Source organism: Virgibacillus ihumii (assembly GCF_902726655.1).
Classification (GTDB): Bacteria; Bacillota; Bacilli; order Bacillales; family Amphibacillaceae; genus Lentibacillus; species Lentibacillus ihumii.
Window position 1 is genome coordinate 3,401,681 of record NZ_CACVAN010000001.1, and the last position, 16,716, is coordinate 3,418,396.

Below are 16,716 nucleotides of genomic sequence, written 5' to 3' on the forward strand. Positions count from 1 at the left end.
CGGAAAGCCTGACCTTATTTATTTACCTCTTTGATGTTACCAAGTTTAAACACCGATTCGAAAAAGCGGTTGGCAGGATTCTTAAGCAGCTGGTAATAGTCCGTGAAAAGTGATGCCGCTGAATCACCCAGCCATTTTTCGGGGAGCAGTTCTGCAGGCAAGTTTGGATCAATAAAAAGAAATTTTCTGTATTGATGAACGAGCATCGCGGCTTTGACAAAACAACTGCCGTCGCTGATTTCACCTTTTTCAATTTTTGGTTTATCGATAACATACTTTTGGCTGTACTCCTGAATGAACTGTGAATAATGATCATTAAGCTCATCTATATCCCAGCATTTCGCGACAAGCTCCTGGTTAGTGCTCATTCCTTCATACGTTGAACGGAAGAATGATACATAATCACTTATTCCATATTTTTTAACTAATCGATTTATTTGATCCTCCAGCGGGTTTGGAGTTATCCAGCAGCTATTGGACAAAAGACCGAAGCCGCTCCAAACTAATTCTTTCCGCAGTTCGTCACGCAAATGACGCTTATTCTCGGGAATGGTGTATACAAGCATACGCCACATGCCATCCCAGGAAGGTGACTGGGACTTGTATATCCGGTTGGATGCCTCTTCCATCCGTGCCCTTCCGCGTTCTGTCAGCGAATAGTAGCTTTTATTGCCTATTTTCTCGGACTGTACCCAGCCCTGTTTATGCATGCGGGAAATGGCCGCACGCACACTCATTTCATTGTGACCAAATTCTTTCAGCAACCGTATGAGGCTGCCAATCCATATAACATTACCATGATGTCTGATGTAGTCACCATAAAGAGTGAAAATCATGGAACGTGTATTAAATTGTTTTTCCATGTTATGTTCCTTTCTTAATAACCTCTTGTTTAAAACGTTTATGTGATTAATTATAAACGGTAAATATAAATTTGTGATATTAATCGTATAGTGTTTCAGCATTTCTGTCAATTAAATAAGTGTTGACAAACATGTTGTTTCTATGTAAATAAGACAAACTGTTCAAACAATTTTAAAATTTGTGTTGACAATATATAACGATTTGATACAATGACGTTAATAAAACGTAATAAGGGGATGAAATGATGTATAATTACATTCCGGATGGAGATTATGTTGCAAATGATCATTCCGAAGTGGATCAGGAAAAATACGAAGCGTTTATGGAACGGATTGAAGCAGGGGAGAAAATTGAAGCCGATGACTGGATGCCGGATGATTATCGGCAGGCACTTATTAAGCTCATTTCTATGCATGGTATAAGTGAAATTATGGGTGCTTTGCCTGAAAAAGAATGGGTTCCAAAAGCACCGACATTGAAACGAAAGCTTGGCATTATGGCCAAAGTGCAGGACGAAATGGGGCATGGGCAGCTACTGCTTCGCGTGGCGGAAGATTTAATGAAGCCTTACGGGAAGACACGCGAGAACTTGATGGAGAATCTCTTGAGCGGTGATCTTAAGTTTCACAACGTTTTTCACATGCCAACAAAAACTTGGGCTGATGCGGGCATGGTCGGCTGGATGGTTGATGGTGCAGCAATAATTTCGCAGACTAATATGCTGGATGCGTCATATGGTCCTTATCAGCGCGCCCTGCAACGTATTTGCGCAGAGGAAGTGTTCCATGCTCAACATGGTGAGGCAATTATCATGGCACTAGCGGAAGGTAACGAATACCAGCGGGAGATTTTACAGGAGTCGCTGAATCGCTGGTGGCCTGCACTTCTCATGTTTTTTGGTCCGCCATCTGCAGATACAACCGGGTCATCCAAACAGGATATTATGATGAAATACCGCATTCGAAAGAGTAACAATGAAGAACTGCGGCAGGCCTTCCTGGATAAGTATTTACCGCGTGCTTTTTCACTTGGGCTGACTGTACCGGACGACACCATCCATTACGATGAAGAAAAAGGACAGTGGGTTTATCAACAGCCTGACTGGAAGGCATTTAAGAATATCATTAAAAATAATGGACCAAGGTCAAAGGAACGGCTGAGGTTAAGGGAAATCGCCTATGAGAAAAATCGCTGGGTACGTCAGGCACTGATCCCGCAGGAAATGAGTTCATAATAGTTGAATGACAAACCACAAATTGGAAGGGGAGTTACAATGGAAATGCAGGATGAGTCAAAGTTTTACAAGGAATATGAAGTGTTCAGCAAGAAAAGCGCTAAAGCACCAATCCAGCATCAGTTCAGCCTGCTTGCACCAAATGACGACATGGCGATGTTGATGGCACAGGAAAACTTTATGCGTCGTGAGGCTGTTTTTGATGTATGGGTTGTACAGCGGGATCATATTCGCTCGATGACCAGTGAGGAACGAACAACCTGGACAAAACGGTTGGATAATAAACAATACCGGACAACAAAAGGTTATGGATATTTGCGGAAAAAATGGCGTGAAAAAGAGCAGGGAATGCTTGATGAGAAAGAAATCATGTCGTGGAAAGAGGTGAAGAAATCATGACAGATAACGTAAGGTCTGCTGGAGAAGCAAAACAAAATCCTGTTTATTTGGAAGCATTAAAAGAAGTAATCTATCAGATGGCGGATGATGATTTTATTGTGGCATTCCGCGGGTCTGAATGGCTTGGACTTGCACCACATATCGAAGAAGACGTTGCTTTTTCGTCGATCACACAGAACACGATGGGGCATGCCAATATGTATTTTGGTCTGCTGGAGGAACTTGGGGAAGGCGAAACAGATATCCTTGCACATGAACGGCCTGCGGATAAGCGGAAAAATGCAGTTTTTCTTGAAAAACGAAATGGAGACGGAATTTATTTCGAGGAACCATATTATGACTGGGCATTAGTTGTTGTGCGGCAATATTTTTACGAGGTTCTTAAAAAAGTTAAGTCGGATGCGCTTACAAAAAGTTCCTATGTCCCACTGGCTAATATTGCACGAAAAGTTTTGATGGAGCAAACCTATCACTTGGCACACTGGAAATTATGGATGGAGCAGCTGCAGCACGCTAATGAAGAGGCACGCTCCAGAATTCAGGAAAGGATAGAAGAGGCCTGGAATGCGTTCGGTGATGCGTTTGAATTGGGGCCGAAAGCATCAGACATTGTTACATTTCAGTTGATTGCCAGTGAGGAATTTATGCAAAAACAGTGGTTGAAGGAAGTGGAAACTATACTGGTTTCCCTGCCAGCCGGTATGCCTGAAAAAGGACTTGGCATTGGACGGAACCAGGAGCACACGGCTGATCTGGATCAGGCTATTCAGACTTTCGCTGAAGTGTATAACAGTGACAAAGAAGCAATTTGGTAGGTTCAAATTTCACCATAAAAAGGGGGCCATGGAGGTGAAACAAAAACGCGACGAGATTTTCGCTGTACTAAAGACGGTTGATGACCCGGAACTTCCAACAGTAAGTGTATATGATTTGGGCATGATTCATGACCTAAAGGTTGATAGAAACATCGTATCCATTTCAATGGTGCCTACTTTTGCCGGATGTCCTGCTCTGGACATTATTGAAAAGGACGTCAGAAAAGCGATTGAGCAAATTGATTGGGTACAGGAATGCCACGTGGAATTTTCGTTTCAGCACGAATGGACGACAGATGCAATTACGGATACTGGAAAGCGAAACCTGAAGAAACATGGAATTGCACCGCCACCTGAACATTACATTCCAGGTGAACAGTGGACCGTTAATTGTCCTTATTGTGATTCGGAATATACATCCATGGAAAATGTATTCGGTCCGACTGCATGCAGAAGTATTTTGTATTGTATGGAATGCAGGAATCCATTTGAAGCGATGAAGCCAGTTATTAGAACAGAGGCCAGACAAAAAAGCGGCTGAAATCCATAGGAGGTTTTTAGATGACTAAATTGATAGCTTTGTATAAACAGCCTGAGGATAAGGAAAAATTCGATGAACATTATTTTAATGTACACACACCAATTACAAAAGAGATTCCGGGCCTTAGGGAAATGAAAGTGACCAAAATAGTTGGATCACCAATGGGTAAGAGTGATTATTATCTGCTTTGTGAAATGTTTTATGATGACAAGGAGTCCCTTCAACAAGCAATGAAAACCGATGAAGGGAAGGCATCCGGAAAAGATGTCATGGAGTTTGCCGGTGATCTTGTAACCTTAATGATTGGTGAAGAAATCGATGGGTGAATATGCACATATCAATGTCGTCAAAGAAGAGGGTATTGGTGTGATTCAACTCGACCGGCCCGACGTTTCCAATGCGTTGAATAGAAAAATGGTCGATGAAATAGTTGGAGAAATGGAAGTGCTTGACCGTGATGAAACTGTCCGTGTCATTGTTGTGAAGGGGCATGAGAAGTTTTTTGCAGCCGGTGCAGATATCGAGGAGATGCTGGAGGATAGTCCATTGTCACTTGAGCTTTTGGACCCTTTTGCCGTCTGGGATCGGATAACGCTCATTAAAAAACCGTTAATTGCGGCTGTCAATGGTTTTGCCCTTGGCGGTGGATTTGAGCTGGCTCTTCACTGTGATTTGATTATTGCCGGCGAGAAGGCTAAATTCGGCTTTCCGGAAGTCAAACTAGGTGTTATGCCGGGAGCAGGCGGAACCCAATTTTTAACAAAAGCCATGGGTGAACGAAAAGCATTGGAATGGATTTGGCTTGGTGAATCGATGAGCGCAGCCGAAGCGGAGAGGTTTGGTGTGATCAATCGCGTGGTTGCTCCGGAAATGCTGGAAGAGGAAACAATGCGATTAGCAAAGCAATTGGCGAACCAGGCACCAATTTCACTAAGACTCATCAAAGAGGCGGTACATAAAGCTGAAGAACTTTCCTTAACTGATGGGATGAAATTGGAGCGGAAAAATTTTTACCTCGCATTTGACTCGAATGATCAAAAAGAAGGTATGCAGGCGTTTATGGATAAGCGGCGACCTTCGTTTAAAGGGGTGTAGAAATGGTTTCCGAGGACTATCAGACCATACAGTATATATCTGAAAACAACATTGCAACCATCAAATTGAACCGGCCGAAAGCATATAACGCTTTTACGACTGAGATGAATAAGGAAATCACACATGCACTGAAATCAGCCGCTAAAAATGATGCTATCCGGTGTGTGGTCATTACAGGTAATGGTAAGGCTTTCTGCGCGGGGGAAGATTTGGGTGGAGTAGATGAAAATACCAACCATGCGGAATTTCTTCGTAAACGCTACCATCCAATGATGAAGGCTATCAAAGAATTTCCAAAACCGATTATCGCAGCCGTAAACGGCACAGCAGCCGGGGCGGGAATGAGTCTGGCGTTGGCGGCGGACTTCAGACTGGTTCAGCCAAAGACGAAATTTATCAGTGCATTTATGAATATCGGGCTTGTCCCGGATTCCGGCTTTATGTACGCCCTTCCGCGCCTTGTCGGCTATGCTAAAGCGCTGGAAATCGCGGTGTTGGGGAAACCAATAACCGGTGAAGAGGCATTACAGCTTGGTTTGGCAACCGAAGTCATTGACCCGCATAACTGGGATGAAAAAGTACAGCAGTTTTCCAATTCAGTTGCTGCCATGCCGACAAAGGCCTTTGCTTTGATCAAACGTTACATGCAAGACGGAATGCATCAGCCGTATGAGGACTTCTTGGAAAATGAAGCGCAGGCACAGCGGATTTCCGGGATGACTGACGACCATCAGGAAGGACTAAGAGCCTTTCAGGAGAAACGGAATCCGGAATTCACCGGAAAATAAAAAAGAAAACACACTAATATCAGGGGAGGAGTTTTTTCATGGCGCAAACAGTAAATGTGGAAAAGATTACAGAAGTTGGAGAAATGAAACGAAATCATTATGCAATGATCATTAACGGAGAGCGTGTTGAAGGAAGTACAGGCAAAACGTTTGAAACCTATGATCCGGCAAAAGGAGAAGTGCTGGCGACCGTAGCAAAAGCTCATGAAGAAGATGCGGAAAAGGCAATTCAGGCAGCCCGGAATGCTTTTGATCATGGTAAATGGCGCAAGTATCCGGTTGGAAAACGTTCACGAGTACTTAATAAAGTTGCACAACTTATGCGGGAACGGATCAAGGAACTCATCGAAATGGAAGTTCTGAACAGCGGTAAATCAATTGGAGCAGCGCAGGTACAGGTGAATCAGGCTATTGAAGACTTTGAATTTTACGCAGGGGCAATTGTCGGCCATCGCGGTACTGTAAATAACATGCCATACGGCTTTTTCAACTATACACATAAAGAGCCTGTTGGGGTATGTGCGCAGATTATCCCGTGGAATTATCCGATGATGATGGCAGCATGGAAAATTGCTCCGGCACTTGCAGCGGGGTGTTCTGTTGTCGTGAAACCGGCAAGTCTAACCCCGGTAACCGCTATCCTTCTGAATGAAATTTGTCATGAAGCAGGCGTTCCGGAAGGGGTGATCAATACCGTTCCGGGATCCGGACAGGTTGTTGGGGATTATCTTGTGAAACATGAGGATGTCAATAAGGTGGCTTTTACAGGGTCCACACCAACCGGCAAGGATATTATGGGAAAAGCATCTGACACGCTGAAGCGGGTTACACTCGAACTTGGTGGAAAATCACCTAATATTGTGTTTGAGGATGCAGATATGGAAGCTGCAGTAGCCGGTTCTTTATTCGGTATTTACTTCAATACGGGACAGTCGTGTGAGGCACGGTCACGTATGTTTGTACACGAATCCATTTATGACGAATTCATGGAGAGGTTTATTAAGAAAACGAAAAGGCTGAAGTCTGGTGATCCTTTTGATAAGGGGACTCATTTAGGTTCCATCATCAGCAATAATCAGCTTGAAGTTATTGATGGATATGTTCAGTCTGCCAAAGAAGAAGGCGCAACCATCGCGACAGGTGGAAAAGTTATGCATGTCGAAGGGTTTGAAAATGGCCACTGGTATGAACCAACTGTCATTACCGATGTTACACCGGATATGAAGGCGGTAAAAGAAGAGATCTTCGGACCAGTCGTCGTTGTTGAAAAGTTCACGGACGAAAAAGAAGTCGTCAAGCGTGCGAACGATACAAAATATGGACTTGGTTCGGCTATCTGGACGACAAACCAGGCACGGGCGACTCGTGTAGCCCATCAGATTCAGGCCGGTATTGTTATGGTAAATACACCGTTTTCCGCATTTCCGGGGACACCATTTGGGGGTTACAAGGAATCCGGCTTCGGACGTGAACTGGCTGTTGAATCCCTTGATCTGTATATGGAGGATAAGAGTGTCCTTTCATACTACGGATCCAAGCCGTTAAATCCATTTGGTGTGTAGAACTTTTTTGAAGTTCACACCTTCTTTGCGGGGACTCGCCTATTCCAACCGCCGGTAATTATTTTTGTACAGCGACTTTGCCCTCTTGTACAGCGGACTCTCTCTTTTATACAGCGGCTTTGGGCTAAAGTACAGCGCTATTGTACTTTTATACAGCGGATTCCCAGAAAAGTACGGCGGTAGATATAATACGGTGAAGAAATCCACAAAACGAAATGATAGATTTAACCAAAATAACAGAAAGGAAGTTTTGCCATGACAGTTCAAAATATAACTGTTGTGGGAGCCGGTGTAATGGGGCGTGGGATAGCATATGTCTCCGCCCTTGCCGGTTTTTCCACGACACTGGTGGATGTCTCCGGTGAAAAGCTGGAGGAAGCAATAACTTATGCAAAACGGACCTCTGAAAAGGGGATGAAGATTGGGAAAGTGACCAGTGAACAAGCGGGAGATTTGACGGCTAATCTTCATACGTCGTTTGTACTTGAAGAAGCATCCGAAACTGCAGATTTTATCATTGAAGCTGTACCGGAAAAACGTGACCTGAAAAAAAGTGTCATGGAAACTGCTTCGGCGAATGCCCCGGATCATGCGATTTTGACTTCCAATACATCGACAATCAGTCCAACCGAGCTTGCGTCGTACACAAATCGTCCGGGTCAGTTTGCTGTCATGCATTTTTTTAATCCGGTTCACCGAATGCGTCTTGTGGAAATGGTCAAAGGACTGGATACAGATGGGGAAACAGTTGCTGCTATTCGATCCGTGGCTGAACAAATGGGCAAGGAAACGGTGGAGGTGAATGAGTTTCCGGGTTTTGTGACGAGCCGAATCAGTGCGCTGGTCGGAAATGAAGCATTCCTTATGTTGCAGGAAGGTGTGGCGACTGCGGAAGATATTGATAAAGCCATTAAACTTGGTTTGAACTATCCGATGGGGCCACTGGAGCTTGGTGATCTTGTCGGGTTGGATGCGCGGCTGAATAATTTGAAGTATTTACATGAAACCCTTGGTGAAAAGTATCGTCCGGCACCTCTTTTGGAGCAATATGTGAAAGCTGGCCGGCTGGGTCGGAAATCCGGTAAAGGTGTATATGATTATACGGAAAAAAGTGAGTTGGTAAAAAAATGAAAGAAGTTGTTATCGTTGATGCTGTCCGCACGCCAATTGGCAGATACAGGGGCGCCTTAAAGCATGTCCGCCCCGATGATCTGGGCGCTGTTGTTATTAAAGCGCTGCTGGATCGGAATCCAGGACTGCCAGCAGCAGAAATTGAAGATGTTGTGCTTGGAAATGCCAATCAGGCTGGTGAGGATAACCGTAATGTCGCCAGAATGGCAGGATTGCTTGCCGGACTTCCCGTTCAGGCAGGTGGTACAACGATTAATCGTCTGTGCGGATCAAGTCTTGATGCAGTCATGTATGCTGCACGGGCAATAGCTGCCGGAGAGGGCGATATCTTTATTGCCGGTGGAACTGAAAGCATGACGCGGGCGCCGCTGGTAATGCCCAAGCCGGATAAAGCTTTTCCGCGCGGTAACCAGGAACTTTATGACACGACCATTGGATGGCGTTTTATAAATCCTGAATTGGAAAAATCATTTGGGACAGATTCCATGCCGCAAACTGCTGAAAATGTTGCGGTACAATTTGGGATTAGCCGTGAAGAACAAGACAAATTTGCCTACCAGAGTCAGATGCGGGCGAAAAAGGCGATGGAAAATAACCAGTTCGCTGACGAAATTGTACCTGTCACCTACACAGATCGAAAAGCAGGTGAAATTACAGTTGATACCGACGAACATCCGCGTCCGGAAACATCACCGGAAAAACTCCGTAAACTCAGACCGCTCTTTGAAAATGGTACGATTACAGCGGGAAATGCGTCCGGTGTTAATGACGGGGCATCCGCATTGCTTGTAATGAGTGCTGAAAAAGCCAGTGAGTTAGAACTCAAACCATTGGTGAAATATGTTGCTGGTGCTGCGGCGGGACTCGAACCGAGAATTATGGGGCTTGGTCCGATTTATGCAAGCCGGAAAGCGATGAAACGATCAGATCTTAGTGTGAAGGATATCGATTTGGTCGAGCTGAATGAAGCATTTGCTTCTCAGTCGCTTGAATGTATTCGCCAGCTTGAACTTGACCAACAGAAAGTAAATGTTAACGGAGGAGCAATTGCATTTGGCCATCCGCTCGGTGCAAGCGGCGCACGGATTTTAACAACGCTTATCCACCAGATGAAAAAGCAAAAGACAAGATACGGTTTGGCTACAATGTGTGTCGGGGTTGGCCAGGGAATTGCAACTATTGTAGAGAATGCCGGGGATTAGAAAAGTTGAAGGGGCTGTCCTTATGTCGACTATACTTTTGCAAAAGAAAAATAATATTGCATTTGTAACCATTAACAGGGAAGAAGTATTGAACTGTTTTGACTACATAACACTCTCACGGCTTCGGGAAGTCGTTGAAGAAGTCCATCTTGATCCGGAGGTTAAAGTTGTTTTATTTACCGGGGCAGGTGATAAATCATTTAGTGTTGGTGCTGATTTGAAAGAACGAAAAACACTTAACGAAAAGGAAGTCCGACGAAATGTAAAATTAATCCGGGATGTCTTTAACAGTATTGCCTCATTGCCGCAGCCAACAATAGCTGCTGTAAATGGTTATGCATTTGGAGGCGGCTTTGAGCTGATGCTGGCTTGTGACTTTTCTATCGCTGCAAACGGGGTCGTAATGGGACTCACCGAAACGAACTGGGCAATTATCCCTGGAGCCGGTGGAACGCAGCGTCTGCCAAGATTGGTTGGCGAAATGAAGGCAAAAGAACTGATTCTTACTGCCAAAAAAGTCTCCGCTGAGGAGGCGCTTGAAATGGGACTTCTTTTGAAGATTGTAGGGAAGCGTGAATTGCATGATACTTGTCTGCAGCTTGCTGCTGATATAATGAAGAATGGCCCGGTTGCAGTAAAACAAGCGAAGTATGCAATTACCAGTGGAATGAACACAGACTTGCAAACCGGAATGGAAATGGAAGCGAAAGCGTATGAATTAACGATTCCAACCGAAGACCGACTTGAGGCACTTGCCGCATTTAATGAAAAACGAAATCCGGAATTTAAAGGAAAATAGATAACCGTGAAGTCAAAGGAGTGGTGACGATGAATCCGGTCTGTAAGACTCTTGGAATAACCTATCCGATTGTTCAGGGCGGAATGGGGAATATCAGCAATGCCCAGCTCGCTGCAGCTGTGTCTGAAGCCGGAGGGCTTGGGACAATCGGGTGTGGCACGATGACACCAAAGCAGGTTGAAAAAATTATTAAAGAAACGACAGAACGGACGAATAAACCGTTTGCTGTCAACATTGCCATAAATGTTTCGGAGCACGTTGAGGAATTAATTCAATTAGTAACAGAATATAATGTACCAGTTGTTTCTTTATCAGCCGGGAACCCGGCAGGTTATATCCCTGTTCTGCGTGAACACAATGTTAAAGTTCTAGCTGTGGTTGCTTCCGTTAAGCATGCCAAAAAGGCGGAAACAGCTGGTGCTGACATTATTGTTGCTGAAGGATTTGAGGCTGCTGGAATTAATTCCAATTTGGAGCTGACAACATTCACCCTGATTCCCCAGGTCAGCCGTAATGTCAGTGTGCCGGTGATAGCCGCCGGCGGTGTAGGTGATGGGAGGGGATTGGCAGCAGCACTTGCCCTCGGAGCATCGGGTGTGCAGCTTGGAACGTGTCTTATTTCAACAAAAGAAGCACCTTTTCACGATGTTTATAAGAAGGGGCTTGTTGCATCAGAAGGATTCGGGACAATACTTATCGGTAGAACCTATGGCCGGATGCGGCGTATTTTGAATACCGATTATGCCCAACAATTACAGGAACTTGAGATGAATGGTATGTCCCTTGAGCAGTACAGTACGATGACATCGGAACTTCAGCATAAGAAAGGTGCGCTTGACGGAGATTTGGAACATGGATTTATGAATGCCGGTCAGGTAACAGGCTTAATTGAGCGCGTTATGACTGTACAGGAAGTTATCGATGGGATGGTAAATGGTGCAAAGAAACAATTGGAGAATATGTCGGGTTTGTTGGAGTAAAAACCCGGACTAAAAAGAAGATTAGCTAAACACACCACTTTGTGCGTAATAATGGTTCTTTCATAGTTGGAAACGGTTCTTACATTTCTGTTCGGATGTCCGTTCCTTTGTTTTAAAAGTGGTAACATTTCAAAAAATATTGACGATACTATCACACAGTGGTAAAATAACGTTTGAATAACGTTATATAAAAATAATTTTGTAAGCGCTTTAATAATGGTGTTAAAAGTACTGAAATACGATAGTAGGAGGATGATTATGGGGTTGGTAAAGGATTCATCCGTTACGGAGGATTTTGCACTGCTCGATAAAATGTCCGAACATGAGCAGGTTATCTTCTGCAATGATCCTGAAGCAGGACTGCGGGCAATTATAGCCATACATAACACAACGCTGGGCCCGGCACTCGGCGGCTGCCGGATGCAGCAGTATTCCAATCTTGATGAGGCACTTGAGGATGTGCTGCGGCTGGCGGAAGGAATGACTTATAAGTGTGCAGCGGCGGATGTCGATTTTGGCGGCGGAAAGGCTGTTATTATCGGTAACCCCGATACAGATAAATCACCGGAACTGTTCCGCAGTTTCGGACAGTATGTTGAGTCTCTAGGAGGACGTTTTTATACCGGAACTGACATGGGAACCAATATGGATGACTTTGTGTACGCCATGAAGGAAACAAATAATATTGTTGGTGTTCCGGAAGTTTACGGCGGCGGGGGTGACTCATCGATTCCGACTGCGACAGGAGTATTGCATGGGTTAAAGGCGACGAATAAAATGCTGTTTGGAAATGATGATCTGTCAGGGGCGGTTTATGCTATACAGGGACTTGGCAAGGTTGGATATAAAGTGGCAGCAAGTCTTCTTGACGAAGGTGCGGAAATTTATGTAACAGATATAAGTAAAAAGAACGTGAACGCCATTTTACGAAAGGCGGAAACCAGCCCAGGTGTGGCCCGTTTTGTTCGGAGTAATGAAATTTATTCATAGGATGCGGATGTATTTGTACCTTGCGCATTCGGCGGGGTCATTAACGATCAGACGATAAATGAATTATGGGTCAAAGCAATTGCCGGATCGGCGAATAACCAGCTGCAGACAGAGCAGCATGGTGCGGAACTTGCAAACAGGGGTATCCTGTATGCTCCGGATTATATTATCAATTCAGGCGGCCTGATTCAGGTGGCCGATGAACTGTATGGTGCAAACAAAGAAAGAGTACTTATGAAAACAAAGGAAATTTATAATGCTTTACTGGATGTTTACCATCAAGCGGAAAAAAGTGGTGAGTCAACCATTACGGCAGCAAACCATATTTGTGAAAACGTACTGGAATCAAGGGGCAGACGAAATAATTTTTATACACGGTCTGTTAAGCCAAAGTGGGATATTCGGAGTTAAGAGGGGGAAGACGATATGGGGTTAAACTACCCGATTAAACAAATGATGGATGATAACGGGGTACTCGTTGATGGTTCCTGTACATCTGATTTAGACGCGACACTTATCGAAAAGCTGTACTATCATATGTACCGGATTCGGACATTTGATCAGAAAGCCATTAGTTTGCAGCGTCAGGGCAGAATTGGGACGTATCCGCCGTTTGGCGGACAGGAGGCTGCACAGGTGGGAAGCGCGCTTGCTATGGGGGAAGGTGACTGGATTTTTCCGACCTACCGCGATCACGGGGCAACTCTGACATATGGAGCGGATATGACACGAATGTTTTTGTATTGGAACGGGCGGATAGAAGGATGTGTACCACCTGAGGGGAAAAATATTTTTCCGCCGGCAGTACCAATAGCCAGTCAGATTCCGCACGCGGTAGGCGCATCATGGGCAGAAAAAAGAAAAAAGACAGATCGTGTTGCGATTGCCTACTTCGGTGATGGAGCAACGTCAGAAGGTGATTTTCATGAAGGAATGAATTTTGCCAGTGTATTTCAGACCCCTACAATATTATTTAACCAGAATAACGGCTACGCGATTTCCGTTCCTTTTGAAAAACAAACACATTCCAAAACAATTGCTCAGAAAGCAGCCGGGTATGATATGCGCAGTGTCCGGGTGGATGGTAATGATTGTCTGGCTGTCTATTTTGAAACAAAAAAAGCGGTTGAACTGGCCCGGACCGGCAATGGCCCAACATTAATTGAAGCAGTTACGTGGCGTGCCGGGGCACATACCACCGCAGATGACCCAGGCAAATACCGACCTGCTGATAAAGGAAAAAATATCATTGATCCACTGGTGCGCCTGGAGCGGTATATGAAAAAGCATGATATGTGGAATGAACAGAAAATCGGTGAAATCAAATCTTCGCTGAAAGATGAAGTTGATCAGGCTATTGCGGCGATGGAAAAGTATCCTGATGCAAAAGCCGAGGACATGTTCGATCATTTATATTCCGAACTTCCGGAGCAGCTTCTGAAACAAAAAGAATCCTTTCTTGCGCTGGCAGATAAGGAAGAATAGAAGGGGGTGGGACAAAACAAATATGTGTATCAGAAAAGACGAATAATGCACTACTTTAGCGGAGGAAATATACGTAGACTCCTGCGGGAGCAGAGGCTAGGCTGCTGAAAAACATATTTTGGAAATTAATTTTCCCACTTTAAGTGCTGAAATTGAATTATTTTCAGCTGCTATCTCCCACTTCCATATAATTTTTAGCATGAAATTTGGGATTGGATTTTCAACCATCGAATTTTAATGGACTTTTTCAGCGGCCTAGAGCAGAGGCCTAGGTGAGACTCTGAAGTGCGTCAGCACGGAGAGGCTCAACAGCCGCCCGCGGTAAAGAAGACACAGCGAAAGTGATTTCCTTGAGCTGATGTCGCACTTATGCTCGAAAGTGAAAGCGAAGTATATTTCCGGAGCGGCTGAACCCATCAATTAAGTTAATTCGTTTTTTCTTTTGATAAAACATCTTTGTCCCAGCTTCTTGTGACAACCCAAATATTTTAACTGAAAAATATAACCGGTTAAAGCTTGAAGGAGGAATGATTTTGGCTATTGATTGGCAACGGGAAATGAAAAAGCGTGAGGCAGTTAAACCAATGACGATGATTCAGGCAATTAATGATGCGATGAAAACAATGCTGGAGCTGGACGAAAGCACACTTGTACTTGGGGAAGATGTAGGTAAAAATGGAGGCGTCTTCCGTGCAACGGATGGGTTGCAGGAAAGCTTTGGGGAGGACCGGGTTGTTGACACCCCGCTCGCCGAATCGGGAATCGTCGGAACATCCGTGGGGCTTGCAGTTAATGGATTTAAACCCATCGCTGAGATCCAGTTCATGGGGTTTATTTACCCGGCGTATAATCAGATCATGACACACGTTTCAAGAATCCGTATGAAAACGATGGGGCATTTTAGTGTACCGATGGTTATCAGGGCGCCGTATGGTGCGGGAATTCGCGCACCGGAAGTACACTCAGACAGCATGGAAGCGATTTTCACTCATATGCCTGGTCTGAAGGTAGTTTGTCCATCATCACCGATACAGGCTAAAGGTCTGTTGATTTCAGCGATTGAAGATCCGGATCCTGTTCTGTTTCTCGAACCAATGCACAATTACCGGGCTTCCAGAGAAGATGTTCCAATCCGGAAATATGAAACAGAAATCGGAAAAGGTAGACAGCTCAACGAAGGAACAGATATAAGTGTGATTGCCTGGGGTGCAATGATTCCCGTTGTTGAGAAAGCAGTAAAGAAAGCGGAGCAGAAAGGAATTTCCTGTGACATAATTGATGTGCAGACTTTATATCCGCTTGATCAGAAGATTATCGCTGAGTCAGTCAAGAAAACAGGCAGGGCGGTTATTGTTCATGAAGCTCATGCAACCGGAGGAGTTGGAGAGCATATAGCTTCTGTTATAAACGATACGTCATTTCTGTATTTGCGTGCTCCAATTGAAAGGGTCGCAGGTTATGATGTACCGGTCCCGTTTTTCGCTCTGGAGGACTATTATTTACCAAATGCCAAACGGGTGCTGAACAGTATTGAGAAAGCATTTAATTTTTAGGGGGGCATTGCAGCCTCCCGATAAGTCTTACATCCTGATTATTCCACAAAAATCTTCATCACGGAGTATTTCCATTCTGATAAAAAAGTTGTACAATTAGATTATTGAATTTTTCGGCAGTTGGGAAAGTAATAATATTTTACTGGCTGCACAAGTCAACTAAGACCTTTGCTGTCAAGGTCTGGCGATAAGCCAAGTTTTCTAAAATCCAAAATGAAATGGAGGAATATGCAGATGAAGAAAGGCTTACTGTTATTGGTTATGTTATTTGGCATCATGATGCTTGTTGCATGTGGTTCGAATGAATCTTCTGGAGCAGAAGATTCTCAAGGGGGCAGTGATGAATCCGGTGAAACGTACACCATCGGGGCAACTCAAATTCTGGAACATCCATCGCTCGATGCTGCCTACAAGGGCTTCAAAGACGCAATTAAAGAAGCAGGATTGAACGTCGAGTATGATTATCAAAGTGCACAGAACGATATGAACAATGTCAGTGCAATCAGCAATAAATTTGTTACTGATGGTGTGGACTTGATATTTGCCAATTCTACCCCAAGTGCATTGGGCGCGCTGCAGGCAACAAAGGAAATCCCGATTTTGTTTACTTCAGTAACTGACCCGGTCGGTGCCGGATTAGTTGAAGGAATGGATAAGCCTGGTGAGAATATTACCGGGGTAACGGATCTTCATCCGGATGCCATTAAGAAGACAGTTGAATTTATTGATAAGTATTTTGAAGGTGCCACCGTCGGGTTAATTTATAACGCTGGGGAGCAAAACTCGGTTTCACAGATTGAGGCCGTCAAGAAGGCTGCAGAGGGAACAAGTTTAAGCTTTGAAGAACGCACCGTTGCCAATTCCGCTGAGGTACAGCAGGCTGCATCAACAATTGTAAGTGGAGCTGACGTTATTTATGTTGTAACCGATAATACCGTTGTTTCCGCGCTGGAGACAGTTGTCGGCGTTGCTAATGAACAGGATATTCCATTAATTGTAGGGGAGCCGAATTCACTTGAAAAAGGCGGATTCGCTACGTATGGAATTTCTTATTATGATATTGGTTACCGGACCGGCGAAATGGCTGTAAAGGTTTTGACCGGTGAAAAGAATACGTCAGATATTCCGGTCGAGTATCCTCCTAAAATCGAATTGTATATTAATAAACAAGCTGCAGAAAAACAAGGGATTGAGTGGAACAGTGACTGGGATGAGGCAAAATTTGTGGAAGAGAAGTAGCTTATGACAGAAGCCGGGACAAATTAAAAAGTCCCTGCT

The 16,716-nt window shown here is 44.4% G+C and carries 16 protein-coding genes and 1 pseudogene; 16 read left to right on the forward strand and 1 reads right to left on the reverse strand.

Annotated elements, in window-relative coordinates; all coding sequences use genetic code 11:
- Positions 1-14 precede the first annotated feature (14 nt).
- On the reverse strand, positions 15-863 hold the full coding sequence (gene paaX, locus HUX68_RS16760) for a phenylacetic acid degradation operon negative regulatory protein PaaX (protein ID WP_174615868.1): 849 nt from the start codon (positions 861-863) through the stop codon (positions 15-17).
- 245 nt (positions 864-1,108) lie between these two features.
- Between paaX and paaA the strand changes: the two genes are divergently transcribed.
- The 16 genes and pseudogenes from paaA to HUX68_RS16840 all read left to right on the forward strand — a co-directional run bounded on the left by paaA (position 1,109) and on the right by HUX68_RS16840 (position 16,677).
- Positions 1,109-2,098: a 1,2-phenylacetyl-CoA epoxidase subunit PaaA gene (gene paaA, locus HUX68_RS16765; protein WP_174615869.1), complete on the forward strand. Its 990-nt coding sequence runs from the start codon at positions 1,109-1,111 to the stop codon at positions 2,096-2,098.
- A 45-nt stretch (positions 2,099-2,143) separates the two neighbouring features.
- Complete coding sequence (gene paaB / locus HUX68_RS16770; RefSeq protein WP_174616511.1) at positions 2,144-2,497, forward strand: 1,2-phenylacetyl-CoA epoxidase subunit PaaB; 354 nt, start codon at positions 2,144-2,146, stop codon at positions 2,495-2,497.
- Positions 2,494-3,312, forward strand: a complete 819-nt coding sequence (paaC, locus tag HUX68_RS16775; RefSeq protein ID WP_174615870.1) for a 1,2-phenylacetyl-CoA epoxidase subunit PaaC — start codon at positions 2,494-2,496, stop codon at positions 3,310-3,312. Before paaB ends, paaC begins: the two co-directional genes overlap by 4 nt.
- 28 nt (positions 3,313-3,340) lie before the next feature.
- Positions 3,341-3,853, forward strand: a complete 513-nt coding sequence (gene paaD / locus HUX68_RS16780) for a 1,2-phenylacetyl-CoA epoxidase subunit PaaD (protein WP_174615871.1) — start codon at positions 3,341-3,343, stop codon at positions 3,851-3,853.
- A gap of 20 nt (positions 3,854-3,873) precedes the next feature.
- On the forward strand, positions 3,874-4,179 hold the full coding sequence (locus HUX68_RS16785; RefSeq protein ID WP_174615872.1) for an EthD family reductase: 306 nt from the start codon (positions 3,874-3,876) through the stop codon (positions 4,177-4,179).
- On the forward strand, positions 4,172-4,948 hold the full coding sequence (locus HUX68_RS16790) for an enoyl-CoA hydratase/isomerase family protein (RefSeq protein WP_174615873.1): 777 nt from the start codon (positions 4,172-4,174) through the stop codon (positions 4,946-4,948). The genes HUX68_RS16785 and HUX68_RS16790 overlap by 8 nt, the downstream gene beginning before the upstream one ends.
- 2 nt (positions 4,949-4,950) lie before the next feature.
- Complete coding sequence (locus HUX68_RS16795) at positions 4,951-5,736, forward strand: enoyl-CoA hydratase/isomerase family protein (protein ID WP_174615874.1); 786 nt, start codon at positions 4,951-4,953, stop codon at positions 5,734-5,736.
- Positions 5,737-5,774: 38 nt separating this feature from the next.
- On the forward strand, positions 5,775-7,298 hold the full coding sequence (locus tag HUX68_RS16800; protein WP_174615875.1) for an aldehyde dehydrogenase family protein: 1,524 nt from the start codon (positions 5,775-5,777) through the stop codon (positions 7,296-7,298).
- A gap of 255 nt (positions 7,299-7,553) precedes the next feature.
- Positions 7,554-8,429 carry a 3-hydroxyacyl-CoA dehydrogenase gene (locus HUX68_RS16805; RefSeq protein WP_174615876.1) on the forward strand — a complete coding sequence of 292 codons (876 nt, stop codon included), beginning with the start codon at positions 7,554-7,556 and terminating at the stop codon, positions 8,427-8,429.
- The gene (locus HUX68_RS16810; protein WP_174615877.1) at positions 8,426-9,631 is read left to right on the forward strand and encodes an acetyl-CoA C-acyltransferase; all 1,206 of its coding nucleotides are present in this window, start codon (positions 8,426-8,428) and stop codon (positions 9,629-9,631) included. Before HUX68_RS16805 ends, HUX68_RS16810 begins: the two co-directional genes overlap by 4 nt.
- A gap of 22 nt (positions 9,632-9,653) precedes the next feature.
- A complete protein-coding gene (locus tag HUX68_RS16815) occupies positions 9,654-10,430 on the forward strand; it encodes an enoyl-CoA hydratase-related protein (protein WP_174615878.1) in 777 nt (258 codons plus the stop codon).
- 29 nt (positions 10,431-10,459) lie between these two features.
- Entirely contained in the window at positions 10,460-11,410 is a 951-nt protein-coding gene (locus tag HUX68_RS16820) for an NAD(P)H-dependent flavin oxidoreductase (protein WP_174615879.1), read from the forward strand.
- 258 nt (positions 11,411-11,668) lie between these two features.
- Positions 11,669-12,811 (forward strand): annotated as a pseudogene (locus HUX68_RS16825) (Leu/Phe/Val dehydrogenase).
- Positions 12,812-12,826: 15 nt separating this feature from the next.
- Complete coding sequence (pdhA, locus tag HUX68_RS16830) at positions 12,827-13,885, forward strand: pyruvate dehydrogenase (acetyl-transferring) E1 component subunit alpha (protein WP_174615880.1); 1,059 nt, start codon at positions 12,827-12,829, stop codon at positions 13,883-13,885.
- A gap of 557 nt (positions 13,886-14,442) precedes the next feature.
- Entirely contained in the window at positions 14,443-15,438 is a 996-nt protein-coding gene (locus HUX68_RS16835) for an alpha-ketoacid dehydrogenase subunit beta (RefSeq protein ID WP_425509547.1), read from the forward strand.
- A gap of 234 nt (positions 15,439-15,672) precedes the next feature.
- Positions 15,673-16,677, forward strand: coding sequence for an ABC transporter substrate-binding protein (locus tag HUX68_RS16840; protein WP_174615882.1), 1,005 nt, complete (start codon positions 15,673-15,675; stop codon positions 16,675-16,677).
- Positions 16,678-16,716: the final 39 nt, after the last annotated feature.

What these genes read in the sequence shown, in the direction of transcription:
- paaX (WP_174615868.1), bottom strand. Translation starts at nt 863, where the DNA reads ATGGAAAAACAATTTAATACACGTTCCATGATTTTCACTCTTTATGGT.
- paaA (WP_174615869.1), top strand. Translation starts at nt 1,109, where the DNA reads ATGTATAATTACATTCCGGATGGAGATTATGTTGCAAATGATCATTCC.
- paaB (WP_174616511.1), top strand. Translation starts at nt 2,144, where the DNA reads ATGCAGGATGAGTCAAAGTTTTACAAGGAATATGAAGTGTTCAGCAAG.
- paaC (WP_174615870.1), top strand. Translation starts at nt 2,494, where the DNA reads ATGACAGATAACGTAAGGTCTGCTGGAGAAGCAAAACAAAATCCTGTT.
- paaD (WP_174615871.1), top strand. Translation starts at nt 3,341, where the DNA reads ATGGAGGTGAAACAAAAACGCGACGAGATTTTCGCTGTACTAAAGACG.
- HUX68_RS16785 (WP_174615872.1), top strand. Translation starts at nt 3,874, where the DNA reads ATGACTAAATTGATAGCTTTGTATAAACAGCCTGAGGATAAGGAAAAA.
- HUX68_RS16790 (WP_174615873.1), top strand. Translation starts at nt 4,172, where the DNA reads ATGGGTGAATATGCACATATCAATGTCGTCAAAGAAGAGGGTATTGGT.
- HUX68_RS16795 (WP_174615874.1), top strand. Translation starts at nt 4,951, where the DNA reads ATGGTTTCCGAGGACTATCAGACCATACAGTATATATCTGAAAACAAC.
- HUX68_RS16800 (WP_174615875.1), top strand. Translation starts at nt 5,775, where the DNA reads ATGGCGCAAACAGTAAATGTGGAAAAGATTACAGAAGTTGGAGAAATG.
- HUX68_RS16805 (WP_174615876.1), top strand. Translation starts at nt 7,554, where the DNA reads ATGACAGTTCAAAATATAACTGTTGTGGGAGCCGGTGTAATGGGGCGT.
- HUX68_RS16810 (WP_174615877.1), top strand. Translation starts at nt 8,426, where the DNA reads ATGAAAGAAGTTGTTATCGTTGATGCTGTCCGCACGCCAATTGGCAGA.
- HUX68_RS16815 (WP_174615878.1), top strand. Translation starts at nt 9,654, where the DNA reads ATGTCGACTATACTTTTGCAAAAGAAAAATAATATTGCATTTGTAACC.
- HUX68_RS16820 (WP_174615879.1), top strand. Translation starts at nt 10,460, where the DNA reads ATGAATCCGGTCTGTAAGACTCTTGGAATAACCTATCCGATTGTTCAG.
- pdhA (WP_174615880.1), top strand. Translation starts at nt 12,827, where the DNA reads ATGGGGTTAAACTACCCGATTAAACAAATGATGGATGATAACGGGGTA.
- HUX68_RS16835 (WP_425509547.1), top strand. Translation starts at nt 14,443, where the DNA reads ATGAAAAAGCGTGAGGCAGTTAAACCAATGACGATGATTCAGGCAATT.
- HUX68_RS16840 (WP_174615882.1), top strand. Translation starts at nt 15,673, where the DNA reads ATGAAGAAAGGCTTACTGTTATTGGTTATGTTATTTGGCATCATGATG.